Annotated in this window: 23 protein-coding genes, 2 tRNA genes and 1 pseudogene; 8 read left to right on the forward strand and 18 right to left on the reverse strand. The window is 61.1% G+C overall.

Translation table 11 applies throughout. The features are described from left to right. Window positions 1–9 precede the first annotated feature (9 nt). The 18 genes and pseudogenes from ABRP31_RS07005 to ABRP31_RS07090 form a co-directional block, all read right to left on the reverse strand. Window positions 10–363 carry a DUF3085 domain-containing protein gene (locus tag ABRP31_RS07005; RefSeq protein ID WP_011269728.1) on the reverse strand — a complete coding sequence of 118 codons (354 nt, stop codon included), beginning with the start codon at window positions 361–363 and terminating at the stop codon, window positions 10–12. A 143-nt stretch (window positions 364–506) separates the two neighbouring features. Continuing rightward, window positions 507–1,319 (reverse strand): hypothetical protein, encoded by an 813-nt coding sequence (locus ABRP31_RS07010; RefSeq protein WP_024420136.1) that lies wholly within the window; start codon window positions 1,317–1,319, stop codon window positions 507–509. Between the two features lie 297 nt (window positions 1,320–1,616). Continuing rightward, window positions 1,617–1,865: pseudogene (locus ABRP31_RS07015) on the reverse strand (uridylate kinase); the annotation flags it as partial. Window positions 1,866–2,044: 179 nt separating this feature from the next. Further along, window positions 2,045–2,971: a hypothetical protein gene (locus tag ABRP31_RS07020; RefSeq protein WP_104551737.1), complete on the reverse strand. Its 927-nt coding sequence runs from the start codon at window positions 2,969–2,971 to the stop codon at window positions 2,045–2,047. Then, window positions 2,971–5,088, reverse strand: coding sequence for an XVIPCD domain-containing protein (locus tag ABRP31_RS07025; RefSeq protein WP_053054002.1), 2,118 nt, complete (start codon window positions 5,086–5,088; stop codon window positions 2,971–2,973). Before ABRP31_RS07025 ends, ABRP31_RS07020 begins: the two co-directional genes overlap by 1 nt. A gap of 240 nt (window positions 5,089–5,328) precedes the next feature. Next, the gene (locus tag ABRP31_RS07030) at window positions 5,329–5,721 is read right to left on the reverse strand and encodes a hypothetical protein (RefSeq protein WP_053045085.1); all 393 of its coding nucleotides are present in this window, start codon (window positions 5,719–5,721) and stop codon (window positions 5,329–5,331) included. A gap of 21 nt (window positions 5,722–5,742) precedes the next feature. Next, entirely contained in the window at window positions 5,743–5,955 is a 213-nt protein-coding gene (locus tag ABRP31_RS07035) for a hypothetical protein (protein ID WP_015471956.1), read from the reverse strand. Between the two features lie 472 nt (window positions 5,956–6,427). Then, a complete protein-coding gene (locus ABRP31_RS07040) occupies window positions 6,428–7,966 on the reverse strand; it encodes a DNA cytosine methyltransferase (RefSeq protein ID WP_104551736.1) in 1,539 nt (512 codons plus the stop codon). A gap of 535 nt (window positions 7,967–8,501) precedes the next feature. Further along, window positions 8,502–10,514 (reverse strand): DNA topoisomerase III, encoded by a 2,013-nt coding sequence (locus ABRP31_RS07045; protein WP_104551735.1) that lies wholly within the window; start codon window positions 10,512–10,514, stop codon window positions 8,502–8,504. A gap of 279 nt (window positions 10,515–10,793) precedes the next feature. Further along, entirely contained in the window at window positions 10,794–11,234 is a 441-nt protein-coding gene (locus tag ABRP31_RS07050; RefSeq protein WP_039431365.1) for a single-stranded DNA-binding protein, read from the reverse strand. A 73-nt stretch (window positions 11,235–11,307) separates the two neighbouring features. Next, window positions 11,308–11,841 (reverse strand): DUF3158 family protein, encoded by a 534-nt coding sequence (locus ABRP31_RS07055; protein WP_104551734.1) that lies wholly within the window; start codon window positions 11,839–11,841, stop codon window positions 11,308–11,310. Next, window positions 11,838–12,593, reverse strand: coding sequence for a PFL_4669 family integrating conjugative element protein (locus ABRP31_RS07060; protein ID WP_104551733.1), 756 nt, complete (start codon window positions 12,591–12,593; stop codon window positions 11,838–11,840). Before ABRP31_RS07060 ends, ABRP31_RS07055 begins: the two co-directional genes overlap by 4 nt. A 321-nt stretch (window positions 12,594–12,914) precedes the next feature. Next, entirely contained in the window at window positions 12,915–14,141 is a 1,227-nt protein-coding gene (locus ABRP31_RS07065) for an STY4528 family pathogenicity island replication protein (protein WP_104551732.1), read from the reverse strand. A gap of 3 nt (window positions 14,142–14,144) precedes the next feature. Continuing rightward, a complete protein-coding gene (locus ABRP31_RS07070) occupies window positions 14,145–14,705 on the reverse strand; it encodes a DUF2857 domain-containing protein (protein WP_095574728.1) in 561 nt (186 codons plus the stop codon). Window positions 14,706–14,720: 15 nt separating this feature from the next. Continuing rightward, window positions 14,721–16,364, reverse strand: coding sequence for a ParB family protein (locus ABRP31_RS07075; protein ID WP_104551731.1), 1,644 nt, complete (start codon window positions 16,362–16,364; stop codon window positions 14,721–14,723). Further along, a complete protein-coding gene (locus ABRP31_RS07080; protein WP_015471950.1) occupies window positions 16,357–16,617 on the reverse strand; it encodes a hypothetical protein in 261 nt (86 codons plus the stop codon). The genes ABRP31_RS07075 and ABRP31_RS07080 overlap by 8 nt, the downstream gene beginning before the upstream one ends. Beyond that, window positions 16,601–17,476 carry a ParA family protein gene (locus tag ABRP31_RS07085; protein ID WP_104551730.1) on the reverse strand — a complete coding sequence of 292 codons (876 nt, stop codon included), beginning with the start codon at window positions 17,474–17,476 and terminating at the stop codon, window positions 16,601–16,603. Before ABRP31_RS07085 ends, ABRP31_RS07080 begins: the two co-directional genes overlap by 17 nt. Before the next feature lie 41 nt (window positions 17,477–17,517). After that, complete coding sequence (locus ABRP31_RS07090) at window positions 17,518–17,730, reverse strand: AlpA family transcriptional regulator (protein ID WP_015471948.1); 213 nt, start codon at window positions 17,728–17,730, stop codon at window positions 17,518–17,520. Between the two features lie 1,254 nt (window positions 17,731–18,984). Between ABRP31_RS07090 and ABRP31_RS07095 the strand changes: the two genes are divergently transcribed. From ABRP31_RS07095 to ABRP31_RS07130, 8 genes are all read left to right on the forward strand, one after another. Continuing rightward, window positions 18,985–19,197 (forward strand): DUF2274 domain-containing protein, encoded by a 213-nt coding sequence (locus tag ABRP31_RS07095; RefSeq protein ID WP_078590823.1) that lies wholly within the window; start codon window positions 18,985–18,987, stop codon window positions 19,195–19,197. A 78-nt stretch (window positions 19,198–19,275) separates the two neighbouring features. Then, on the forward strand, window positions 19,276–19,605 hold the full coding sequence (locus tag ABRP31_RS07100; RefSeq protein ID WP_078590821.1) for a helix-turn-helix domain-containing protein: 330 nt from the start codon (window positions 19,276–19,278) through the stop codon (window positions 19,603–19,605). A 29-nt stretch (window positions 19,606–19,634) separates the two neighbouring features. Continuing rightward, window positions 19,635–20,006 carry a hypothetical protein gene (locus tag ABRP31_RS07105; protein WP_349973338.1) on the forward strand — a complete coding sequence of 124 codons (372 nt, stop codon included), beginning with the start codon at window positions 19,635–19,637 and terminating at the stop codon, window positions 20,004–20,006. A 95-nt stretch (window positions 20,007–20,101) separates the two neighbouring features. Next, on the forward strand, window positions 20,102–21,115 hold the full coding sequence (locus ABRP31_RS07110; protein WP_078590819.1) for an AAA family ATPase: 1,014 nt from the start codon (window positions 20,102–20,104) through the stop codon (window positions 21,113–21,115). 16 nt (window positions 21,116–21,131) lie between these two features. Further along, window positions 21,132–23,669 (forward strand): S8 family peptidase, encoded by a 2,538-nt coding sequence (locus ABRP31_RS07115; RefSeq protein ID WP_349973334.1) that lies wholly within the window; start codon window positions 21,132–21,134, stop codon window positions 23,667–23,669. After that, window positions 23,650–24,752 (forward strand): IS3 family transposase gene (locus ABRP31_RS07120; RefSeq protein ID WP_108350275.1). Its coding sequence is split into 2 segments (ribosomal slippage): window positions 23,650–23,908 and window positions 23,908–24,752, totalling 1,104 coding nucleotides; the frame shifts between segments, so codons are not numbered across the junction. Before ABRP31_RS07115 ends, ABRP31_RS07120 begins: the two co-directional genes overlap by 20 nt. A gap of 317 nt (window positions 24,753–25,069) precedes the next feature. Then, window positions 25,070–25,145, forward strand: a tRNA-Glu gene (locus ABRP31_RS07125). 2 nt (window positions 25,146–25,147) lie between these two features. Beyond that, window positions 25,148–25,223 (forward strand) — tRNA-Gly (locus ABRP31_RS07130). Window positions 25,224–25,633 lie beyond the last annotated feature (410 nt).

Here is a 25,633-nt window from a genome sequence, read left to right on the forward strand (position 1 = left end):
CAAGCCGCGCTATGCGGAAGGCACTACCTCCAGCGACAGATGCGTGGCGGTGGCGGACAGTATCAGATCGTCTGCGGAGTGCAGCATGCGATTGAATACGCCATCCTTCGGATCGAAGTACTCCGCGAAGTCGTCGCCGCCTAGTTCGTCGCGCGCCAGTTCCCACCAGTTGTCAAACGGATCGGTGTCCGGGTTGCAGCCGACGGCATAGGCCAGCAGCTTCACGCGTCCACCCGGGCGACGCTCCCCGTGCTCGGCAAGGAAGTACACGCCTTGGTCCTTGACTAGGATGACGCGGCATTGGTTGGCGATCGCCTCCGTCAACACGGGGCGCAGGTCGGAGCCTTTGAATCGCAGTGACATGGTTGAAATCTCCTGTGTCGGATAGATAAAAGGCCCTCCACCCGAATGGATGGAGAGCCTGTGGGGCACATGGACAGAAGGGCTGTAACGCCGTGACGGCGGCTCGGATCAGCCGAAGAACCGTCTGGCTTCGGTGCGGGGCGTCATGCCGGCAGCGCCTGGCGTGGTCGAGCCGCCTTCGCTTTGATGACACTCACGTCGATCAGGCGCCAACGCCCGTCGTCGATGAGTTGCTCTAGCACTTCGCCGAGCATGTCGAAATGCACTTCGTCATGCCGATCGACCAATTCGCCGTCTCGGTGCAGCTCCACCACGTAGGTATCCCCCGCGCGGTCGTACAGCACCTTCACCTGACCCTCGAACTTCGCGGTCGAGACCGTGAAGGTGATCGCCGGAGGCGTCTCGATGATCTTGGACGGCTTCGGATCGACCCAGGAGAAATCGCGAGCGCCCGCATCGACCAGCATATGGGTAATGCGTCGGAAGCCATCGGGCGCCGGCATTTCCTCCAGTTGCTCGATGAGCTGGCCCAGCTCCATGCACTGCGGCGTGGGGATGGGAAGCTTGGCCTGCGCGGATCCAAGAAGGTGCGTCTTGACGGTGTAGGGGACGCCGTCCGACGTCATCTCGGTGCGTACTTCCGGAGTGTCCGCGCGCAGTCCGTCGAAACGGCGCCGCGCGTAGGGTTGGACATGCACATTGGCGCCTTCGGTGGGAACGACGGTCACCAGTTTGGGATCGAGCACAGCGAACTCGCTGGGCTTGAGCTTGACGACGATGGTGTCGTCCGTCACCACGACCACGCGCCCATCGAAGGGTAGGGGATCGATGGCGAAGCCCAATGTCGAAGACTGCGGCTGATCATCGAACACGCGGTACTTGAACGACCGCACGTTGCGAGGGACATGGCCTGCGACAAGCGAAGGCATCATGGATTTGACGAGGGAACGGTCCATGGGAAATCTCCTTGAGGAACAAACAAGGGATTCCCCGCCCGCAAGGGAGAGGTCCCTTGTGGGTGGCGTTGATGGACGCGGACGCGTCCTTGGAATGAAACGACCTGTGCGGTTTCCCGCACTTGCAGCCTTGAAGGTCTCGGCTGCCTGGGCATGTGTCGGCAACGCCGACGAACATGGGGAAAGGATGGCCCTGGAGTGGGCTACCTGCTCGCAGGAAACGGCACGTTGCCGCACCCATATTCCTGCGCGACGGCAAGAAAAAAGCCCCTCGAAAGGGGCTGGTGGTGGGCAGGCCTAGTACACGAAGTAGTGTTCGCGTTGACGCGGGAAGAACACGTGCTTCCACGTGTCGCCGCTTGTGTTGCCACCGTCGAACACGACCATTTCGTAGTCATCAATGTCGGCGTCCACTAGGTCGGCGCTGGCGATTTGGCGCATGTGCAGCGTGCCGCTCATGCGCGCGAACACCAGGATCTGGCCGATGGAGTCGTGCTGGTTCATGGCGTTGACGCAGGCTCCAAGCTGGTGCTCGAAGTCGGATGCGGTCGCTCACGGGCGTGTTCGTCTCGACCGTCTTCCTTAGTGCCGGCGGGCGCGTAGCGCTCTGGGCATGTTGCTGACCGAGTTCAGCGGAACATGGCGGCAGCGTCGCACCAGCCCACTCCGGCGGCCATGGGAAATCTGTACTGGCTCATCGCCCCATTGTGTCTGGGGTATTCGCTTCAGTTGTAATCCGGATAGTCCCGGCGCACCCGCTCTTCCACCGCCATAGCGAGCGGATGCGGCGGGCACTCGGGCAGCTTGCTCAGGATGGTCCAGGGCGTGTCGATCAGCAGATGGCCGGTATCGAAGTGGGGCAGGCCGTCGCGCTGGCGCAGGGCCTGCACGGCGAGCAGTTCGGCGGGGTAGACGCGATCAATGTCCTTCTCGAACTCGTAGGTGTTGCGCTCGGTGCCATCCTTGCTGCGAGCGATGTGCCAGTCGGCCGCGGCCTGCATCGCGGATTGGAACGCCGCTGCGTCGGTGCTGCGCCAGTGGTCGAGCACAGCCTGATACTCGGGGATCAGCGAATGCACCGGCCGGTAGTGGGTAGGGATGCCGAAGACCTGAGCGAACAGGAAAATCAGGAAAGCGTCGTTGGTGCCTTTGCCCCAGCCCTCGCGGCGCCATTCGTCAGGCTTCAGGGCCTGGTCCTTGTGCGCGACTTGGATCAGGAAGCGAGCACCAGCCTCGGTGGCGTCCCATTGCGAAAGCATTGCGGTGGCCGCGACCTTCATGCTGGTCCAGAACGGCAGCAGCGGTTGCCGCTCAGTGGTCCAGGCCAGGGTTACGGTGGCCTCGAAACGAAACGCGATCGAGCGCATCGCTACCGCCCAGCGCAGCGGCTGGGCGAGTTCGTCCAGGCGGCCCTGGCCGCTGAGGGCGCAGGCCTGGACGGCGTAGGTGTGGCCGGCTTGGCCCAAATCCAGCCAGACCTCGCCTCTCAACGGCCCACTTTGAGTGATGCAGCCTTCGATACGCTCCAGATACTTTGTTGGCCTTCGATCTGTGGTGAACGCCCACTCGATCCATTTGTTACAGGACTTGAATAGTTTCTTCAGCGAGGGATGCCATGTCGGCAACTGTTGGTCGCTCTTGTCGTTTGCCATCAACTCATCCTCGGGCCGCGGTGAGCCAGGTTCTGTTGCTCTGTTTCCTGGGTCAGCGCTTGTTGCTGGTTGATCTGTTGGACCTGAGCGAAGCTCTCGGCCGCCGGGCGCTGCGCAGCTTGCTCGGCTTGGACGTGGACATGGAAATCCGGGCCTCTGTCGCCGTGTGGCGAACTGACCGCGAAGATGCGCGGCGTCTCGGTGCTGCCGCCGATGCGCACCGAGTCCAGGGTCTTGCACAGTGGGTCGGCTTTGTACTCCTGCAGCAGGCTCGCGGCAATGTTGCGGCTTTCCGCGACGTTCCAGCGGCCGTCGCCCTGCACCGTGCGTAGCATCGTGTCGAATGCAGCATGGTCAGGGTGGCCGGCTTCGCCAGGGGTCAGCAGAGTGTGCTTCGGGGCGGGCTTGACCCAGGAATCCACCGTGCGTTCGATCTGCAGGCGAGGAGAGTCTGGGGTGCGGCTCAGATTGAGTTGCACCCATTTGGCGTTGATGTTTTGCGCTTCTGGACCGATCTCTCTTTTTATCCCATCGGCTATGTCATTCAATCCAGGAATTGTATTCTGTGGATTCCAATGACCTTTCGCATCAATCGCACGCTCAAGCCGCTTGGCCACGAATTGTTCCGGATCCCCGTGTTGCGCCGGCGCCATCCCCTTTGCCGAGGTCTTGATCTCGAAGAATTCTAGTTCGCCGCCGGGGTTGCGGCCGACTAAGTCGATGCCGTGGCCGGAGCGGTTTTTGATCGCGACGATGTCGCTATAGCCTTGCTTTACCAGTTCGTGGGTCTGGATGGCTTCGCCGATGTCGCCGAGCTGGCGCGTGGTGAGCCGGGTCAGGTCCACGCCCTGCGTGCTGTGGTCTAGCGCAGTCGGGAAGTCGATCCTGCCATCGAAGACATCCGGGTTGCGCTTGATGATGGCGGTGAGTTCGCGCGGTGCCAGTTCGCCGCTGCGTAGCAGGCCTTCGACATTATCAGTGGCGCGGGCGGCGCGGACCAAGTCGTCCAGGTGGCCGTCCTGGCGCGCCTGGCCGACCAGCCCGCGCAGCAATTGCTGCGCGCCTTCGCCCGCCGCACCGCCGCGCTGCGCGGCCTGGCCGACTTCTTCCAGCGCTTCGGCGTAGGCGCCGGCGCGGCCGGGCAATGCCGCGCCCCGCTCGGGTGCGAGTTCGCCCGCGTCGCGCGCGCCGGTGCCGACGCGCTCGGCACGGGCGGCATCGGCCAGACCCTCGCTGGCTTCGCCGGCTGCGCGCGGGGCGATGTCCTCCATGATTCGCGCGGCCTTGCCGAGCTTGCCCAGTTTGCTGGCCGGGACCAACGTGGCCAGGATCTCCACCCCAGCCGCGCCGGCTGCGCTGCCGACATATTCGTGCTCGCGGCCTTCGCGTTGCGCCTGCGCCAGCCCCTGCTGCCACTGCTGCAGCGCCTGGGTGGCGGCGCTGCGGGCCTGGTCGATCGGCTTGTGCGGGTCGGCGACGACCTCGGCCGCATAAATACGGACCATGCCGACCACCACATCGCGATAGTTCGGGTCGGTGACCAAGCGCGTGCCCATGCGCACCAGGTCGACGGTATCGCCGAGCGTGGACACGGCATGTCCCGCCCCGCCAGTGACGAAGCCATAGCCTTGCTGCACATTGCCGACCAGATTGTTGCCGGCCTGCGCTTCGGCGCGCAGGCCGGGCAACACGCCAGGAGCGGCCGCCGTGTCGCGGGTGCTGCGTTGCGCGGCGGCCAAGCCGTCACTGACCTGGGTATCGGCCCAGCGCACTGCGGTGCGGGTACTGTCATAGGCCTGGCCGCCGACCTCGGCCGCCTGCTCGCCCAGCCGTTCGAGCCATCCGTCGCTGAGGTTGGCCTGGTCCAGCGCGTCGGCGAAACGCTGCCGTTCCTGCGGCGTATCCAGGCGCTGGTCGATGGCGGAAAAGAGCGTGGTGCGGTCGAAGGCGGTAAAACCCGGCGAGGCCGGCAGGGCGCGCACCAGTGCGGCCGCATCTACGCTACCCAGACCTTGATGCTGCAGGATTAGGCGCTGCGCTTCGTAGGCCAGCGGATCGACGCGGCCCTGCGCGTCGGTCGCAGCCAACAGGGCAGCGATTTCGGTGGTGCTGGCCATGTGGCTGTCTCCAAGCGTGTGAGCTGTGCTCCTTCGGCCACGGTTTTAGCGCGGCGGGGCCAGCCCTGCAAGTTCCACTGTAGCGTCTGACCCAAGCAGCAGATCAAGACAGTCAATATCCTGCTAATAGCCCAAGGCTAGTGGCGCTGGGTGATGGGGAAAAAATATGAGGAACAGGGCCTTGCGGGCGCATGTTCCTCATTGGGGGGACGAGAAAGTAGTGGTATGCCGGAGAGATGCTCACCAGCCGCTGTAGTTCACCAGCAGATCGGCGATGACCTTGCGGCGTTCCAGGTCGAGACCGTCGAAATCCGACAGCCCGTGGAACTGGCAGCGCTTGAGCATGGCACCGCCATCGCGCGCGTTGTAGAAGCTGACCATGGCGGACAGGAACATGCGTTCCCCGCTGCTCAGGACGCCGAGGGCGTCGTTGATCCGCAGCACGTTGGGACGCAAATCCCATTTGCTCTTGGCCTGGTTCAGGCCTTCAGGGGCGCCCTCGCCGAACCACTCGGCGCCAGCGATCTCGACGCCACGCTTCCACGCCTCGAAGAAGGCTTGGGGCGCATCAGCGAAATGCTGCACTTCCTGCATGATCTGACCGACGATTTCCAGAGGCAGATGTGGGTTCATGATGTGGCTCCTCTAGTTGGATCAGGGATTGGCCAGCTGGGACCAGCCGCCACTTTCGAGGACACGTTGAGCCGCGGCGTAGCTGCGGAAGTACTCGCGAGATTCCCGCGAAACGGGTCCCTCGCTATTGCGTGTGCCGATGTAGTGGCCTGCGGCGCTCTGCAGGACTTCGAGCGGCAGTAACTTGCCGCAATAGATCAAAGCCAATTGGCTGAAAGAGGCTTGCTGGGACATGGATAGGCTCCTAGGAAAAGCGGGGCCCTGTCCCTAACGGGATGGCAGCTCCCGCTAGCGGTTAAAAAAAGCACCGGCATCACGAGGACGCGCGTCCGCAGACTCGATGCGATGGCGGACTGGCGGGTAGCGCGGAGAAACTCCGCGGCAGCCTGGAAACCCTGGCTGCTGGCATGGTGCTGACGGATCAGCGACACATGCGGGCAGCTTGATGTGCGAGGCGAGCCACGTCAGCCGAGAATCGGAACCCGGCACAGCCCCGATTGGCGAAAGTGGAAAAAAAGAAAGCCCCGCAACACGTGCGGGGCTGTCAGGACGGTGCGTGATGCTGGATCGCCGGAGGGATGCGGATGCAGATGCGAACTGGCGGGTGGCATGGGTGCAACCCACGGCAGCCTCGACACCCTGGCGGCTGCCGACATGTCGGCAATACAGGAACGAGAATGGCGCGGCCCGTTGGCGGCGTCGTGCATCAATCCGAAGCGATCGATCCCATCTTGTGCAAGCACTGCACCAGCCGCTGGCCTAGCCAGGCGACGCACGGCATGGCCATGGAGTTGCCGATTGCCTTGTAGCGCGGCGCGTCCGCAGCCGGCTTACCGCGATACGGAACCAGCGTGTAGTCGTCGGGCATGCCTTGCAGACGTTCGCATTCCACTGGCATCAACCGCCGTACCCGCCACTGCGACCAGTCCCTTGGAATGGGGTCATTCCAGTCATAGCGGAAATGCGCCTCGTGGTCAGGCGCCAGCACATGCCCATTGGCCCCGCTGCCCAGTTCAGCAGCCAGACCGTTCTGACGATCATGCAGGGCAACGCAGGCGATCATTGGCACGCCATACCCCGGCTTGCCGTTGGACAGCATGGTGCAAGCCACCTGTCCGTGGCCCGACTCGAAGCGCACCTTGCAGCGGTGGTTCTGCGCGAAGGCGATAGCAGGCACGACACCTGCGTTCGAATGGCTGCGGCGATGCCCGCCTGCACGCAGCGTCGGCGTCAGATCCATCGTGGCATCCGCGCCGCTGCCCTGGGCGGTGAAGGCGATAATCGGCACACCTTTGCCCGTACCGTCCTCGCTGCTGCCCTTGCCGCCGTTGGCGGTGTCGAGGGTGTGGGTGATGCTGCCGGCGACCGACTGCACCATGAACGTCTCCGTGCGGATGTCATGCTTGGGGCCAGCCGCCATTAGGCATGCGGCCACATCGACAGGGCCGATGCCTCCACTGAATCCGAACGTCGTCTTGACCTCACCGTAGGACGGTTTCAGTCCTGCGTATCCGCCTGCTGCTTCAGCGCATGGTCCAGCAGCACGGGCAGCTTCTTGCCACGGCGCGCTGCCCGCAGAAGAATCCCCGCGCAGGCCCGTGCGCTCAAAAAGTACTTCGGCGGGATCGAAACCATCTCCACCACTTGCCACAAGAAACACACGCTTGCGGCGTTGGGCGACGCCGAAATATTGAGCGTCGAGGACGCGCCAGGCGATGCGGCGCCTGGGGCCAGACACGTAACCTGCGTGCGCCCATTTTTCCCCTGGCGGTTGGAGCGCACGGCTTTCTCCGGCCAATGCGCCCAGGAAATTCCCGAAGGCGTTGCTGCGGTCGCTGAGGACGCCCGGGACGTTTTCCCAGACAAGGGTGGCCGGCGAGCGGTCATTTTGGTGACGGGCTTGGTCGATGGCATTGGCTAACTCCACATAGGCAAGGGTCAAGGCTCCGCGTGGGTCATCCAGTCCCCGGCGCGCGCCGGCCACGCTGAACGACTGGCATGGCGTGCCGCCGACCAGGATGTCGGGGGCCGGCACGGCGCCGGCGTGAACCTGGCGGGCGATCATGGTCATGTCGCCCAGGTTGGGCACGTGCGGGTAGTGGTGGGCGAGCACGGCGCTCGGGAACGGTTCGATCTCGGCGAACCACGCGGCCTCAATGCCGAGCGGTTGCCACGCGAGGCTCACGGCCTCGATGCCGCTGCACACGCTGCCGTAAAGCAGCGGCGCGCAAGGCTGAGGGTGCATATCAGCTCTCCTGTTCGTATGACCCAGGCCAATGGCCGGGCCGGGACGTTGATGGGCAGGAGAAAGGCGCCGAAGGCCGCAGGGCCTTCGGCTCGGGAGGAAAGAAGAAGCCACCCGTGGGCTGATTGGCAGTCCCGGTCGTCGGAAGAACCGTCTGCTGTCAGCAAGCACACCCGGCCCATGTCGTGGCTGGGGCCGGCATCGTCTGGCGCACATCCGCGCACAAAGGGAGCCCGTTTTTGCGCCGGCGGGCACCGGCACTGAATACCGCTGACCGAAAGGGGTCTCCCGATGGCTTGCGTGGGCGAGCAAGCCGTCGGGGGACCCTTCGCGATAGGCGGAAGAAAAGCAGATCAGCAGAATGCAAGTGACGCGATTCGTGGAGAAGTCACCTTCAGGTCCCGCGGCCGGGGACGGCTGAGCGGGACGCGCACACGGATCAAGAAGGTGTTGTGCGCTGGGCGTCCAGCAGGGCATGCGGGACACGAGTCGCGCCGCCGAAGGCGAGCACGGCTCACGGGGGGGGCGGGGTCGATCAGGAGTCTTTTCGGCCGCCACGGCGCGAGCGTGAGGCTACGCGCTTGGACGTGCCGGACTCGACCGGCAGCGTGCCTTTGCAGTCTGGATAGCAACTGCACGACCAGAACGGGCCGCTCTTGCCACTGCGCTGGCGCGTGGGTGCGCCGCACTGCGGGCAAACCGGCCCATGGGGAACCTTGATTGACAGGGACGCGCTGGCGTACTGCGTGATCAACTGCGAAATCCATGCGGCCTGCTTGCCGATGAACACGTCCAGCGTGAGTTGTCCCGCTTCGATCATGTCTAGCGCTTGTTCCCACACGGCGGTGGTCCCGGGGTCGGCAATCGCTGCGGGCACGGCGTCGATGAGGGTGAATGCCGCATCCGAGGCGCGAATCGCGCGCCCCTTCTTCATGAGATAGCCGCGTGCGATCAGGCCGCTGATGATGTTAGCCCGTGTCGCTTCGGTGCCGATGCCGACCGTATCCTTGAGCTTCTGTTTCAAGCGCGGATCCGAGACCAGCTTGGCGACGCCTTTCATGGACTTGACCAATTCGCCCTGCGTGTAGGGGCGAGATGGCTGTGTCTTGAGCGCCTTCAGATCGACATCGGCTACCTGGCATGACACGCCCTCGCGTAGCGCGGGCAGCACCTGGCTGCGCGCCGCGGTGTCGCTATCCTCCTCGGGTTGCGGTTCGGCCAACACCAGGCGCCAGCCCTTGACGACCACCTGCTTTCCTGTGGCCGTCAGCGTCTGCTGGCCGCAAGAGAGGTTCGCCACTGTGCGATCGAACTCGTGGTGAGGAAGGAACTGCGCGAGGTAGTGCGCCCGGATGAGCTTGTACACCGCCAGTTCCTTCTCGCTCATGGCCGAGAGGTTCGCCGGTTCGAGCGTCGGGATGATGCCGTGGTGCGCGGACACCTTCGCGTCGTTCCAAGCGCGTGAGCGTTGTGTGCGGTCGAGTTGGTCAATGATCGGGCGCAGCGAGAAATCGGTCTTGAGCAGGCTGTCGAGGACTATGGGGACTTCGGCAAACATGCTCTCCGGCAGGTAGCCGGAATCCGAACGCGGATAGGTCGTGGCCTTGTGCGTTTCGTACAGGGCCTGAGCGATGTCCAAGGTTTCCTGCACATCCAGCCCAAGCTGCTTGGAACACAACTCCTGCAAGGTGCCCAGGTCGAACGGCAGCGGCGGGCCTTCACGCACGCGCTCGGTTTCGACCGAGACAACCTGGGCACTGCCGGTGGCGCGGAGCTGCTGCGCCGCCTGCTGTGCCACCGGCTGCTGCAGGCAGCGGCCCGAGTCGTCGGTGCAGGTGTCGGGCGAAACCCACTGCGCGGTGAAGGCTTGGCCGCTTGTGGTCAGGTACACGTCGATGGCCCAGTACGGCACGGACACGAAGGCCGCGATCTCGCGGTCGCGGTCCACGACCAGCTTGAGCGTCGGGGTCTGGACGCGACCGACCGACAGCACTCCGTCGTAGCCGGCTTGCCGACCCAGCACCGTGAACAACCGACTGAGGTTCATGCCCACAAGCCAGTCCGCACGCGAGCGCGCTAGTGCCGAGTAGTACATCGGCAGCGTCTCGGCCGATGGCCGGAGCTTGCCGAGCGCGGCGCGAATGGACGCATCGTTGAGTGCCGACAACCACAGCCGCTCAATGGGGCCGCGGTAGCCGCACAGGTCAATGATCTCGCGGGCGATCAGTTCGCCTTCGCGGTCGGCATCGGTGGCGATGACAAGCTGTGTTGCCTTCGCCAGTAGCGCCTTGACGACCTTGAATTGCGTGGCGGTTTTCGGTTTGACCTCGACCTGCCAACGCTGGGGAATGATGGGCAACTGCTCGATGGACCAGCGCTTTAGCTGTTCGTCGTAGGCTTCGGGTGCCGCCGCCTCTACGAGATGGCCGATGCACCAGGTGACGGTGACGCCGGAACCGTTGAGGCAGCCTTCACCGCGTTGCGTGGCGCCGAGAATCCGGCCAATGTCTTTGCCCTGGGAAGGCTTCTCGCACAAGAACAGCCGCATGTCCGTCCACCCGATTTCCGTGGTTCATTGAGTTGCTGGAATCGAGGATGCCGAGCGCTACCAAGAGCAGCAGCAAACAAGCCGCATGCGGTGGCGACCACTTTCACGGGATGGAATGGCTTGGGTGGGGGTCGAGCGTGGGTGCAGATGTGCCGGCCGGAAGCTGCGATTGGCGAGAGCGCGTGGAAGTCGGTGGACTTCGATGGAGCTATCCCCTGGGGATAGCTTGGGGGTGAATGGAAGGCGGCGAAAAACTGCACCGCCGCCCTCCATGCTGGTTCACTTCCTGCGCTTCGCGTCTTTCGGCGGAGTCGATTCCTGGACTGCTTGGGGCTTCGGCTCTGCCTCCTGCGGCTTCGGACTGAGGGCCACGGACTCGATGCGGTAGGGCAGGATGCCGACGCTGCGTGCGTTGATCTGCCAGGTCTCGCGTGGCTGATCCTCGTTGTCCGTCCACGGTTCACGCTCCATGCGGCCGATGACGAGCACGCGCATGCCTTTCTGGTACAGATCCTTCCAGTGCTCGGCATCGCGGTGCCAGAGTTCGACGGGCGCCCAAAAGCCTCCGCGATCCTCGAACTCGCCATCTTTTCTTGGAATGGGGTTGTCGAAGTAAACGTTCAGGCGCAGCAGCCGGCGCGGTTCATCGTTTCCGTTGGGAAATTCGCGGTACTCGGGTGGCGAGCCGACGTTGCCTTCGCCCCAAAAATGCGTGCTCATGATGCAATCTCCGTGGTGGTTGAAATACCCGTGCCTCATCGGCCCCGGGCGCGTGTGGGGATGCCCGGCGCAATCACTGATTGCGCACTGTGGCGGGGAGGGATGTGAGCCGGTGCAGATAGACGGCATCCGCTTCGCCGGCCTTGCTTGCGCATTCCTGCGCCTGCCTGCCCAGGGTGTGAAGCACGCTGATCTGCATGTTCAACGTGATGCGCTGAAGCTCGATCGCGTGCAGATCGGCCAGCAGGTTGACCGGCGTGTTGGTGCTGGCGATCAGTTCCTGCCACAGCGCTACGCCCATGGCCGACCTGTCGTGCCTGCGCCAGCGCAGAAAGGCCGTACCTGCGCCAGTGGACTGCTGGGCCAGCTCAATGGACAGCAGGTGGAAGGGATGCCCACACGCCTGTGGCAGCACCTGCCGCTGCGCCAGGGCCATCAACTCGTCGCGCATGGCAAAGCATTGGCTGGCCCATGTGTCCAATGCCCCCTTACCTTTAAAAGGCTTTAAAAGGCCTTTTAGAGAGGCTGCGTGTTCCAGCCTCATGAAGGCCGTCTGTTGCAGACTTTGGAAGTAGAGGGTTGGCCGGTCCTGATCCTGATCGCTCATGCCGACTGGTCCCCGTCGGTGTTGGCCTCTTCGCCAGGGAGGACGGCTGCGGCAGAAATCACACTGCGCTGTTGCAGACTCTGGCGCGCGATGGGCGGCGAAAACTTCGAACGTCGCGTGCCTTCGAGTACGTCCTGCGGCAGCTCGCCAAACTTGTCCATCGCGACCCGCGCCGCCGCATTCTTCGCCGCGAAATCATCGCGGGTGCAGCCCGAGTAACGGTATTGCTGTGCCAGGCTGAAAAGGCTACGCAGCGCATGTGCGCCCTCGTTGAGCCAGCGCTCCAGTGTGCTGCGGTCGATGAGTGCGGTGTGATGGGCGAGGATCAGCTTGCGGGCGATGTCGTCGTAATCGGCCAGGAGATAGACTGCGGCAAAGCCGAGCTGGGCGTTAACGAAGAGAGGCAACTTAACCGGCTGCACGTTTAGGTTTTCGCCCAGGCTCAACGCGGCGGGGACGTCTGCCAGTGCCTGGTCCACCTGTTCGCGTAGCGATTGCAGCGTGGCCTTGGTCTGGTCGAGTTTTTCCTCGATGCGTAGCATCCACCAGTCGCTGTACGGGTCGTCCTGCTCCGAGCCGCGTTTCATCTTGTTCATCACGGCGATGTAGCCGTTCAGGCCTACGATGCCCGGTCGCCCCTCGGCGGCAGCGCGGCCATGCCAGATGCGGGAAGCGTGATGGGTATGCAGCGTCAGCGACATCGCGCTGCGCAGTGAGCCGAGATTCAATTGCAAAGGTTCATTGGTTGCCATGGTGTCCGTTCACTTTTGGAAAAGGAGCGGTCAGCATCGGCATGCAGCGGAAGGCAGTCAGTCAACAAACCGAAATTGGCCAAGCCCTGGTTTAAGTTGTGGCCGCTGCGAGCGGCACGAGCTATCCCCTGGGGATAGCTCCATGGCGCGCCAAGGAACGCTGTTCGCCAAGGACAGATCGCACACATATGATCCAGTGCATGGCATCCCGATGCCTTCCCATACCTGTTTGCCGTCCTGCACGTCCGCGCGGCTATCCCCAGGGGATAGCTCTACTGACGGCTATGGGCATCTTCTTCATGACCTTGCGGCCCCGAAAAGTCAGGCCTTACGCAGAAGCTCGCGCAGCCGTTCGATGTGCTGCAGAGCCACTTCGGTCGGAACCACGTTACGTGGTGGTTCTGGTGGTCGATCATACGCAGCAGGTACCGGTGGTGCCGTCCCGACTTGCTTGGCCCATGCATTGAACTCGCCCCGGATAGCGCGCTGGATGATGCCGAACAAATACCCTGCGGGATTGCGAATGGTCGAGCCTCGACAGCGATCCGCCCATTCATCCAGTACGGCTTGCCTCAATGGCGCATCGACCTGCTGTAACGCCACCAGTGCGCCGGCCTGCTGCTCTTCCTTCAGGCTCAGGAAGCGATCAGGCATGCGAACACCTGGCATCGCGCGCACATGCCCATGTTCACGCGCGGTAGTACGTACTTCTTTATTACTTTTACTACTTACAGTACGGTCCTGCTTCGGATTCCGAAGAACACCGTCCGGCGTGGGTTCCAGCCCTGCTTCGGATTCCGAAGAATGCTGTTCGCCATTCCGAAGAAGGTTCGAAACCCTTTCTTCGGAATCGTGGGTGGCGTCTTCTTGTGGATAACTCTCGGGGGCAGCGATGCCCTGTTGGGCAAGGCGTTCGGCAAGCACCTGCAACCGCGACGGCAACGTGCGGCCGGACAGCAGCGGGTCTTCCTCGATTTCCTTGAGGGTGTTGAGCCCCACCATCTGCACGGCCTTCGCAGAATGGCCCAGTGACTGGCTGACCAGCTCCAGATAGTCGGTGTCAAGCTGCATAGCCTCGAATGGGGTCAAGGGCTCATCGTGCAGCACATAGAGGTTGCCGAGGATGCGTCCGGTCTTGGGATCGCGGCGCCTGCGCACGAGGCTCAACCAGCGTGTCAGGCGCAACAGCGTCAAGGCACGTGCTACGGTTTCATGCGAAGCCTTTCCTGCGTTGGGCATCGATGCCAGCCAGGGGCGCAATTGCTCATAGGTGGGGAACGCCGTCACGCCGTCGTTGTTGAGCATCAGCCGGAAGACTTGCCAGGCATTACGTTCCAGTGGCGTCAACCGACGATCCAGGAACAGGCGCCGCGGCACGCTCTCGTGCCGGTTACCGCTGAAAAGGAAACCGTCCCCGCATGTAGGGATAGGAGCAGGCGCAGGCGCACTAGGTTTAGGCTCAAGGTCTTTCAGCGCACTGTCGAACAAATCGGCGAGGGCTACTGGGCCTTGGCGTGGTGTTCGCGGTGCTGTTTCATCCACGGCCATGGGTCATCCCAATCCTTGGTCGATCCATTTCTTGATCGCGGCCCAGACCACCGACAGCGGCAATGACATGCCTTCTGCCAGGTCCATGGCCGCATCGAGAATCGAGGTGTCGTCCTCCAGATCGACGTTTCTGCTGCTGGTCACGGCCTTCCATTGCCGCCACAACTCCGTGTCCTGGGCTTCGTCTAAAACGGCATGGCGCCCCTTGCGCTTGGGCAGACCAAGGACTTCGCGGCGAAGGGCGACCTCCTGATGGGTCAGACCGTAGAAGCGGCTCACCATTTCCGTACTTGCTGCCAACCTCAGCATGCGATCAACCGTGGCGATTTCCTTCTCCACGTCCTGAGCCTGCTTTAGTAGCCGAAGTAGCACTTCGCGGTTGACCGTTACGGAGCACCACGAGACGCTGGCGTTTGCCAGCACGCTGATCAGCACTGGGTGCTTGAGCGCATCAAGCTCTTCCTCACCGAACCCCATCGATTTGCAACGACGCAATTGCCCATTGCGCAGGTCGTAGAGTGCTTGGGCGATGACAGCTTGGTTGAGGGGGTGTGGTACAGACATGCTCGCCTTCCTCGTTCAAGAATCGGGAGCCCTGGCACCGGCTTCCAAATCCAGCAGGCGTCGGGCAAGCCGCAGCAACCGGAACAACTTGACCAGCGCGGTATCGCTCAATCGCTTGGTGACATCGCCTTGACCGTGTAGCAGTGCCGGCAGATCGGTGACGAATTGCCCGTAGGGGCTGGTATCGGCCGGCTGCTGACCGGACAGAGACCCCAGCAGCGCCAGCACGGCGTGTCCACGCGGCAAATGGGCCTGGGCGCTACATGCGAATCCGATGCCGTCGGGACGGTCCTCGATGAACTCTTCCAAATCCGCCTCGCCGGCGATCTCGCGCGCGAATTGCGCTATATGGATGCGCAGCCGGTCGGGCGCTTCCAGGCCGGGATCGATGTACCACACGTCGGAGATGGGATAGAGGCCACCCGCTTGCACCGGGATCGACTGCAATACGCGGGCTGAGAAGTCGGGCGGTAGCGCATCACCCAACTGGTCCGCGATCATCCGCTGGATGGACTGGAGCCGCTCTGTCGTCGGTGCCGGCGAGACGATATGCTCCTGCAGCAGCTCTCCAGCCGTTGCCGCAGGGCTTCCTGCGGATGCATTGCCAGCGGTCGCATCATTCTCGCCCGTGAGCGGGCCGCTCGCTGATCGCGCTGTAGTTGGCGAAGGCGTATCGGTGGACGGCGCCGGTCCGGCGGGCGACCGTGCGATGGCTCCTGGGTCAGGCAACGCAGGTGGTGCCGACGGCGGAGTCGGGTCGCTGACCAGCACACGGTAGCGGTTCTCGGATTCGGTCAGGTCCAAGGCCAGCACGTCGTAATTGACGCCCAGCAGTTCGGACATTTGACCGATCAGCTCGTCCTGCACCCGCTGAGGTGAGAATTCGTCAGCCTGAGTGTCGAACTGCGACAGCACCTCTTGAAAGAAGTTGTCGAAGTCCAATTGAAGGGAGCGGCCTTTGGCATAGTACTCCCAGGTGCGCTCGCAGGCCTTGCGCATGACCGACAGTCGCTCGACCTGGTGGCGGCCCAGACCGCCATAGAGCACGGTCGGAATCGCGGGCAGCAGGTAACGCACCGCATCGGCCATGCGGCTGATGTGCGACTGCTGTACGGGGTAGCCGTCGGCGACCAGGCGGCGGGCCAGTTCGGACTGGCTCAGTGTGGCGCCGCTTTCCTCTTCATAGAACTCGCGGGCTTTTTCGACGCCTAAGGCGCGCTCGATGAACGTGAGGCCGCCGCGCAGCTCGTTCTCGGCGAGGTGTCCGGTCAGCGCAACGATTTCTCCGCGCGCAGGCCAGGGCCGGAACAGGCACGATATGCGGAAGAAGCTCTCGTCCTTCGTCTCTGCCCAGAGTTCACGCAGGATCGCTAGCCTTGTATTGCCACCGTTGCGGATGATGTAGTGCGTGTCGCCAGGACGGCGTGTGATGGCTGGTGCCGCATCCAGGCCGCGCTCTCGTATGGAGGCCTTGATTTCATCGTAGGCCGAGTTGCGCTTTTTGCGGGGATCGTGGTCGTAAGGCCGCAACTGGTCCAACGTCACAACCATCGGGGTGTCGGCGATTGGGTCGCTCAATGCCGTGGCCGATGGGCCGCTGCGCTCGAACCCAGCTGCAAGCAGCTTGCCGGCCATATCCTGGGACGTCATCTCAGCCATGGCCGCGTCCCTCGGCGTTAGCAGCCCGTGCCATGTGAGCCTCGCGCTCTGCACGGCGGATCTGCGCGCGGGCGTTGAGGGTTGCCCGGTGGTCGCTTGCTGTTGAGCTGGTGTAGATAGCGGCGCAGCCGGCCTTGGTGAACTTGAGGTGTCCGCCAGGTGTGCGCTTGACGTGCCAGCCTTCGCTCACAGCAAACTCGATCAGAGCGCGCAGCCGCTTGTGGCCACGGGCCAGTTCATGTGCGTTCGCCATGAGGCCTCCCGGTTTCAAGAGGACGCGATGGACGGCCGGATACATGGACAAATCTGTCTTGCCACTCAGGGAACAATTCGCCGGCGAGCGCGCTCATGGTGTCGAGCGCGGAGGGCGCAACTCTGCCCGGTGGCTGGCGATGCTCGACACGATGCACCGGCAGGCCACGGGTCGCGGCACGCGGATAGGCTTCGATGGCCGGTACGTCGGTGTCAAGCACGCGGATGTCCGCATGGTCTTGGAACAGATCACGCAAGGCCTGCTGGATCAGCCGCGCGTTAGCGGACACGGTGTGGACGCGGTTGATCAGCAGGTTCAGCGGCGGTGGTTCGATGCCGAGGTGTCGGTACGGCGCGATGTCCTCCAGCAACTGCATGGTGCCGCGCCGTAGCTCGCGGGCTGCAAGTATTTCGGGCGTGACCGGAGACAGGGCCAGATTGGAGGCAAGCACCGCCATCTCGAGCAGAACGGAGCGCGCGCCCTGGGTGTCGATCAACACTAAGTCGTAGAGCGGCGCCAGCATCGGCAGTAGGTGTCGCAGACGCAGGCGCCCATCCGGTGCATGCAAAAGCAAGGTGCTCAACTCGCCCCGATGGTCGTTAGAAAGCACCAGATCGAGGCCCGCGATGATCGTGCGCGAAACGAGCCTGCCCAAGTCGCGCTCGTTGAATGCCAACAACTCGTAGATGCCGCTGGGGGCGCGGTGGGCCAATTCGTAGTAAGAGGACAGCGTTGGCTGCACGTCGAGGTCGAGCAGCAGAACGCGCAGCCCCGCGTCCGCGGCGAGCCCGCCGAGGTTGGCGGCTGTGGTCGTTTTGCCAACGCCGCCCTTGGTCGAGATGATGGATACAACCTGCATGGCGCTCTCCGTCTGAAGGATGGGGAAATCCGAGGAGCGGATCAGGTCCGGTTGTTGAGGCGTTCGGCGATCCATTGGTCGATCTCAACCGAATCCCAACCCACCGCACGCACGCCCAGGCGCAGCGCTTGCGGGAATTGGCGCTTTTTCATCAGGTTGTAGATGTGGGCGCGTTTGAACCCGGACTTCGCTTCGACTTCATCAAGCCGCAGGATGCGGCGCTCTTGCGGTGGCAATACAGGTGCTTGCGACATGGCGGTCACTCCTGAACGCTCAGTGGCGTTTGTTGGCGTGAGCTCCATTCAATAGACATGGCTGCGGAAAGACATTGCAAATGCAATCTCCGCGATTCCGCATACGTGCTGGAAACCGTCACGCGGCTGCGCTACGGACATCCTTCTAGACATTGGCTCCTAACTAAGGGCTGTCATGTCGTTATGCCAACGGCTCATGCCTAGAACGTGGACGGACAAGACCTAGCATCTTGCAACAGGTAGTCCTCTGTTACTCGGTGTGCGAGACTTGAACAGCTGTAGGCCCATCGACCAATGAGGAAAAGCCCGCTCGATATCGGCGCTCACGGTGCCAGCGTTATGGGGGGCAGCAAGTCCATCAAGACCGTTTCGATATGGTCTGATATCGCCACGGTTTTACAGGGCGCGCTGGCTTGCTCAAGGCCTAGTCAAACCTAGAGAAATTCAAGCATGTCATGCTTGATTCGGCATCTTGATATATCGACATAGCATCCAGTGGTGATGCGCTATGGATTGTTTGAAGCTGCTCTGTGTCGCTCACCGACGCCGGCCTGTAGGATGGCGTCGATAGGCATTGGGATCGCATCTTCGCCGGTGTGGTGCTGACCACCTTGCTGGGCGTCGGCGCCGAGCTGGCCGCACCTACTTGGAGCCGTCCTGGAGTCTCATCTCCGACCACGCCTCGCAGCAAGGGCTGGTGAAGACACTCGCGTGGAAGGACCGTTTGGCCTTGGCGCCGACGCGGATCGGTGCGCTCGCTGACTACAATCTGGCCTGGCAACGGGGCTCGGTCCTGAACCGCATCTCGGAGGAGCGCGCTGATGCTTCAGCGGCATTCGTGAAGGCTGCACGGGATGCGCGCGGCACCTTTGGCGACCAGGCTGAGCAGCAATTGGTAGGTGCTGGGTATCGTCGCCGCGACCGCGCAGGAACTCTGCGTCCACATTGGCGCGAAGGCGAGGGCACTGCTCGACTAGCATTCTGTGTCTTTCGGCGGTGGGACCACCTCTCTGCACAACGAGGACGCGGCGATCACTGCGTGCCGGGGGCGACCGTCCTGCGTGGTCTCCACGGCGATCACGAAAGGGCGCTTGCTCTCCGAGCCTCGTCCCGCCACTTGCGGGACAGCGTGAACCAAGTTGGCCAGGAGATGCACCGGCTCAACCTCAACATCCAGCCCACTCTGACGTTGCGGCCGTAACGCTTTTCTTCCACCGGGAGACTTCACGATGAGCACGATCAAAGAAGCTACGACTGGGGCCGCTTCTGAAGATCGAGAGCATCAAGCTGAGCTTCACATGCCCAGCTAGCCTGAAAACCCAGCTCGACCGATACGCAGTGCTACACGCGCAGACCTATTGCGAAGTGGTAGATGCGGCAACATTGATTCCGCGCGTGCTTTACGCCTTCATAGCGGGGGATAGGGGTTCAAAAGCGTGCTGCACGAGTGACGACCGCGTGAAGTAAGTTAGGTAGGGAGTTCCGTCATCGACGATGATTATCACATACTGATACAATGACGGAGAAAATTATCTCGGGCCCATCATGAAACGGTGCATCGTTGGTGTTCAGCGAGCAGATGGTTCACATCCTCATCCTCATCGGCTCGTAAGTGAAACACCGAGAGTTTGGTTTCCTTCTCTGGCATCGCTTGCGGCTGTGCTCTCGGACGATAACCGCCGTTTGCTACGCCTGATCCATGAGAAAAAGCCAAAGTCCCTAACGGAACTGGCCGAACTCAGTGGCCGAAAGGTACCTAACCTGTCGCGTACCCTGCGACTGATGGCGGATTACGGGCTGGTCTCGCTGCGACGTAATGTGAGAGATGTCCAGCCGACAGCATTGGCGACTGAATTCCTGGTCGTGCTGGATTGATGATGGCCATGAATGCAAGAGGGGAGACGATGGCTCGGATTTGGATGGTGCGCGGGGACGGTGGCAGCTTGTACGACATCTTTCGAGAATGCGGCGTAGCAACCGTGGGTTGGCAGTTGGCCGCCCATGCCAAGGCTGGCGTCGGACGCGAGCAATTGACCGCGCTGTACCAGTCCGCCGAGCCTCAAGCAAAACAGGGAACGGTCGTGCTGGGCGCCTCTCAGGCTTGGCGCTTTGTCAATGACATTCAATATGGCAATTGGGTCGTCAGAGCGGGTGTCAATTCCGCTAGTGATGTGACCCCTGGACCATGGGGCTGTGCGCTGATTGAGCACTACGATGCCGCCGATGCCGAGACCAAACGAGTTGTGCCGTCGAAGCGGCTTCACTGGCCAGCGTGAGTTTGAAATGAACGGCATGAGCCAAACAGCCATACAACAGTTATCCAGTCGACGCACGACAGTGCCTCCTAAATATCCCATCAAGGTGAAACCACATGGCGCAAGCTGATACCTTGGTCGCCCTGGTAAAAGCAGCCAGCAGCGGTGACCAACCGTCTTTCCGGAAGTCGACCGAAGCCTTGATTCAGGAAGAGCGCGGAAAGGGGCACCGAATCCTTGCCGACCGCCTGGAAAAAGCATTGCGCGCGTCCTCTCACCAAGCTGCCTTGTTCCAATCTTCCACTCCAATGGCGCGCCAAACGCAGACTGGAGGTGTCGCGCAGAAGGATCTGGTTGCCGAATTGACGCCAGAACGTTCGCTAGAAAGTCTGGTCCTTGCCAACGGTATCCGTGGGCAATTGCGTGAAGTTGTCGAGGAGCAGCATCGCGCAGAGTTGCTGCATGCTCATGGCTTGAGCCCTAGACACAGAGTTTTATTGGCTGGGGCGCCAGGGAACGGCAAAACATCGCTTGCAGAAGCTTTGGCATTTGAGTTGATGGTGCCGCTGATCGTAGTGCGTTATGAGTCGTTGATTGGCAGTTACCTGGGAGAGACTTCTGTCCGCTTGAAGGCCTTGCTTGACTACGTTCGGACGCGGCGCTGCGTTTTGTTTTTCGACGAATTCGAGACATTAGGCAAAGAGCGTGGCGATACACATGAAACCGGAGAGATCAAGCGCGTCGTCAGCTCTTTGTTGCTTCAACTAGATGATCTTCCCGACTATGTCGTTGTGGTTGCTGCAAGCAATCACCCAGAACTTTTAGATAGGGCTGTTTGGCGCCGTTTCCAGGTTAGGCTGGAACTCCCCCTTCCTACACGAGCCCAGTTGACTGCGTTCGTCGCCTCAATCGGCGAACGCAGCAAAGTCAATTTTGGCTTGGCAGCTGAGACCATTGCAAAGCGGCTTCTAGGCCTTAGTTTTTCAGAGGTGGAGGAGTTCTGCCTAGGAGTAGTTCGGCGAGCAGTATTGGATCAAACAGTAGATGATGCCAAAACTATTGTCTTTTCTAGGCTTGAACAATGGAAGAAACGATTGAAACCTGCCGGTAAAGAAGCATTAGACCAATAGGGCACAAGGAGGGAATATGCCTGCTGAGTACTTGCCGTTGCTGGTTTTTCCAGAAAGACGAATCCTTCAACCAGAAAAGGGGAACGGTTTTCCACCTGGCAAACAGAGCTTGCCGGGGCATGGCGCCCAGGTCGTCCGTATCGGTAGGCAGATCGAACAAGTAGAGCAAGACTTTGCACGCTACCAGGCAAGCCTAACCGGCGTCTTAGCTGGACTGGAACCTGAAATGGTTCTAGTTATCGAGATTGTTGGACGTCTTGATGACTTCAGGCAAGCCGTCGAAGCGGCTGGACTGGAGTGGTTGGGAGAAACCGAGCTCGACGACTTGGAAGCCGAAGATGATAGCTTCTACGAAGCAGATGTTGTTGGGCAACGCGTGGTTAAGCCACTGAGCGGTCGCATGTTCCTGGCCATGAGCAACATGACCGGTATGCGGGAGATCCTCTCGCTTTGGGAGCAGTGGAAAGAGAATAGAGACCTGGCTCACGGAAAAACTAAATGGAAAGCGGTCTTCGAGCAGTTAAATATGCTCCGGCGTTGGGGTATCGAGGAAGCGCTGGTCGAAACAGGAATGATCGACCGATGGCAGGATCTTCTGGATCCCATTACTCCGGACCAAACAATCACCTTTCAGATCGAGCTCTTCTATCGCAGAAGTGATCAAAATCGAAGAGCTAATGAAGCTGTAATCCGTTCGCTCTTAGAGAGCCTCGGAGGCAGAGCGATTTCTGAATTTATTGATATGCCACAGATTGCATTTCATGCGGTCAAGGCCGAGCTGCCTGCTCGCGCTATCCAGTCGTTGCTCGATCAAGTGGCCGTGGGGGGAGCGGATACCGACATCGAACTATTTAAGTTCGCCGGCATCATGTACTTCCGCCCTACCGGGCAGAGTCTGGCGGTATCAGAAGAAGGCGAAGGCGAACCTGCCATTTTTCCTCAAGGTGTCAGTGATCTTCCGCCTGTTGCGGCGCTTCTCGACGGTGCTCCGCTGCAACTGCATGAGGCCCTGAAAGACCGACTTCTGGTAGATGATGTTTTTGGCCTAGAGGCTACCTACCAACCCGGTGAGCGAAAGCATGGCACCGCCATGGCGTCCTTGATTCTGCATGGTGATCGAAGCAACCCAGAGACCGAGCCGCTGGGGCGCAAGCTGTATTGCATTCCCGTAATGCAGCCTGACCATCAGACACGTGAGAATGATGAGCACATGCCGGACGATGTTTTCTTTGAGGACCGCATCCACATTGCCGTTCGGCGCATGTTCGAAGGCGCTGGCGATGTCCCTCCGCAAGCGCCGACGGTCAAGGTTATCAACATCTCCCTTGGCGATACTGCACGAGAATTCATTCACACTCCGAGCCCATGGGCAAGGCTGCTTGATTGGTTGGCTTATCGCTATCGGGTGCTGTTCTGCGTCAGCGCGGGAAATTATTGTGAAGGGATTGATCTCGGACTTAATCAACAGCAATTCGCCGCCCTTTCCGATGGTGACAAGATAAGGGCCACCATCAAGGCGGTATCACGCAACCTCTCTTCACGGCGTTTGCTTTCACCTGCTGAAGCCATAAATGCCATCACAGTGGGTGCTGCTCACACCGATGACTCAGGGGAGGCTTATGCCCAGTTTGGGCAACGGGTCGATGTGTTGCCTTCTCAAGCATTGTTCAGCCCTGCCACCCGCCTGGGATTTGGTTTCCGACGTTCCATCAAACCGGACATCTTTATGCCTGGTGGTCGGCAACTCTACAGCGCCCCTCTGCTAGCAGCATCCACCCTATACAGCATTGACAATTCCGTCGTCGCCCCAGGCCAGAAGGTGGCGCTGGACAGTAGACAGCAAGGCGTACTGAATCATGAAGTATTCTGGCGTGGCACCAGCAACGCGACGGCGCTGGCGACGCGTGGCGTAGTACGTCTGTACGACATGCTGGACAAGCTGCGTGCTGAAGAGGGTGAAGACATTCCCGAAGCACTAATGTCGGTGCTGCTGAAAGCGCTCCTAGTTCACGGCGCCAAGCAAGACGACGAAAGCAAGAAGCATATCGAACAAGCGGTGAAGGATGCGCGTAACTCGCGTCAGTTCAAGCAGGTCACCGCGCGTTACCTTGGTTATGGTGCGGTAGATATTGAGCGCGTGCTGACCTGCACAGCGCAGCGGGCGACAGTCCTAGGGTGCGGAGAAATTCGGGAAAACGAAGTGCATGAATACGCCTTCCCGATTCCTCCCGGGTTCTCTTCCCAAAAGATCTGGCGGCGGTTGGTCGTGACCCTGGCGTGGCTGACGCCGATCAATCCGGACCACCGCAACCTCCGTGAAGCCAAATTGATGCTGGAGCCAGGCGGGGGAAACTGGTCCAGTCAGGTTCTCAAGCTGGACCGTCAGGACGGAGACCACAATCAAGTTGAGCGTGGCACCGTACAACATGAAGTGCTGGAAGGAAAAAAACAGATTCAGGCCTTCGACGACGTCCACCCAATTTTGAGTAGCGCCTCAGTTTGGAGTCCAATTCCCTACCCCGAGGAGATTGGACGTGAAGAAACGTTTTACTGACGAGCAGGTCATCGGCTTTCTGCGCGAAGCCGAAAGCGGCGTGGCGATCAAGGACCTGTGCCGGCGCCATGGCTTCAGCGAGGCCTCGTACTACCTGTGGCGCAGCAAGTTCGGCGGGATGAGCGTGCCCGATGCCAAGCGGCTCAAGGACCTTGAGTCAGAGAACGCGCGTCTGAAGAAGTTGCTGGCCGAGCAATTGTTCGAGAACGACCTGATCAAGGATGCACTGCGAAAAAAGTGGTGAGCGCACCGGCGCGTCGTACGCTGGTGCGCGAGTGGATCGGGCGTGGTGCCAGCGAGCGTCGCGCCTTGGCAGCGATCGGCATGAGCGCCAGTGCCCTGCGCTATTGCCCGCGCGAAGATCGCAATGGCGAACTGCGCGAGCGCATTCTTGCGCTGGCGCATCGCCATCGCCGCTATGGCGTGGGGATGATCTATCTCAAACTGCGACAGGAAGGGCGCATCGTGAACTACAAACGCGTGGAGCGGTTGTACCGCGAACAGCAGCTACAGGTCCGACGGCGCAAGCGCAAGAAGGTCCCGGTGGGCGAGCGTCAGCCGCTGCTGCGGCCATCGCAGGCCAACCAGGTGTGGTCGATGGACTTCGTGTTCGACCGCACTGCCGAAGGTCGGGTGCTCAAGTGTTTGGTGATCGTGGACGACGCCACGCACGAAGCGGTCGCCATCGAGGTGGAGCGCGCAATCTCGGGCCATGGCGCGACGCGCGTGCTGGATCGGCTCGCGCACAGCCGCGGTTTGCCTCACGTCATCCGAACTGACAACGGCAAGGAATTTTGCGGCAAGGCAATGGTCGCCTGGGCACATGCCCGTGGTGTGCAACTACGGCTAATCCAACCCGGCAAGCCAAATCAAAACGCCTATGTTGAATCGTTCAACGGCCGACTACGCGACGAATGCCTCAACGAGCACTGGTTCCCGACGTTGCTGCACGCGCGCACTGAGATCGAACGCTGGCGACGCGAATACAACGAGGACCGACCCAAAAAAGCAATCGGCGGCATGACCCCGGCTGCTTATGCCCAACATCTGGCCAACACCGATATCATTACCCCCGGACTCTAAACCAAGCCGCTACTCAGGGCGGGGGGATGTCGACGCGTCCGTTGCGACGGCATGGATGGCAGTCCTTGAACCTCGATGGAAGTTCTTGGACGAATTTTGTTGCATAGGGCGAAAAACAAGGCTAGAATTCAGGCCTTCGCTAATCATAGAGGCGAAGAAAGTTATTGGGAATCAACGACTTAGCGCTCTAAAGCATGACTCGTTTCCCGCTCCAGTTTATGCAGTCTTGCTTTCGGGCGAGGCTGAGTGAAACCAGAACCCAGTCTTCGGACTTGGATTTGGGCACTGAAATACACACCATGTGTTTCAGTTAGCGTGTCCCCTTCGTCTAGTGGCCTAGGACACCGCCCTTTCACGGCGGTAACAGGGGTTCGAGTCCCCTAGGGGACGCCATTGCGGGAATAGCTCAGTTGGTAGAGCACGACCTTGCCAAGGTCGGGGTCGCGAGTTCGAGTCTCGTTTCCCGCTCCATATTTAACGAAAACGCCGCTCAATAGAGCGGCGTTTTTGTTTGTGCGTTTTTTAATGCCCAGCTATCTGATTCGGAATATTTTTCTGTAGGAGCCGTCCAGGTGTCCCTGACACTGCGCTTTCGCGCAACAAACAGATATCAATGTGGGAGCGGTGCTTGCCCGCGATAAGGGCAACGCGATTTTAAAGGGGGATTGAGGTGTTCTTATCGCGGGCAAGCACCGCTCCCACAAAAAACCGCATCTATTCAGTGATTTATATCTTGTTTGATGAGAGCTCCGCGAGGCTGCGATGGCGGTGTATCAGGCAGGACGCCATCGCTGCCTCGCGGTGCTCGTGAGCTCCTACAGATCCTGTGTTTGCTGTGCAACAGCTTGGCGTCATTGGCAGAGTAAGATCCGCTGCAAGTC

Source organism: Pseudomonas caspiana (assembly GCF_040224095.2).
Classification (GTDB): domain Bacteria; phylum Pseudomonadota; class Gammaproteobacteria; order Pseudomonadales; family Pseudomonadaceae; genus Aquipseudomonas; species Aquipseudomonas caspiana.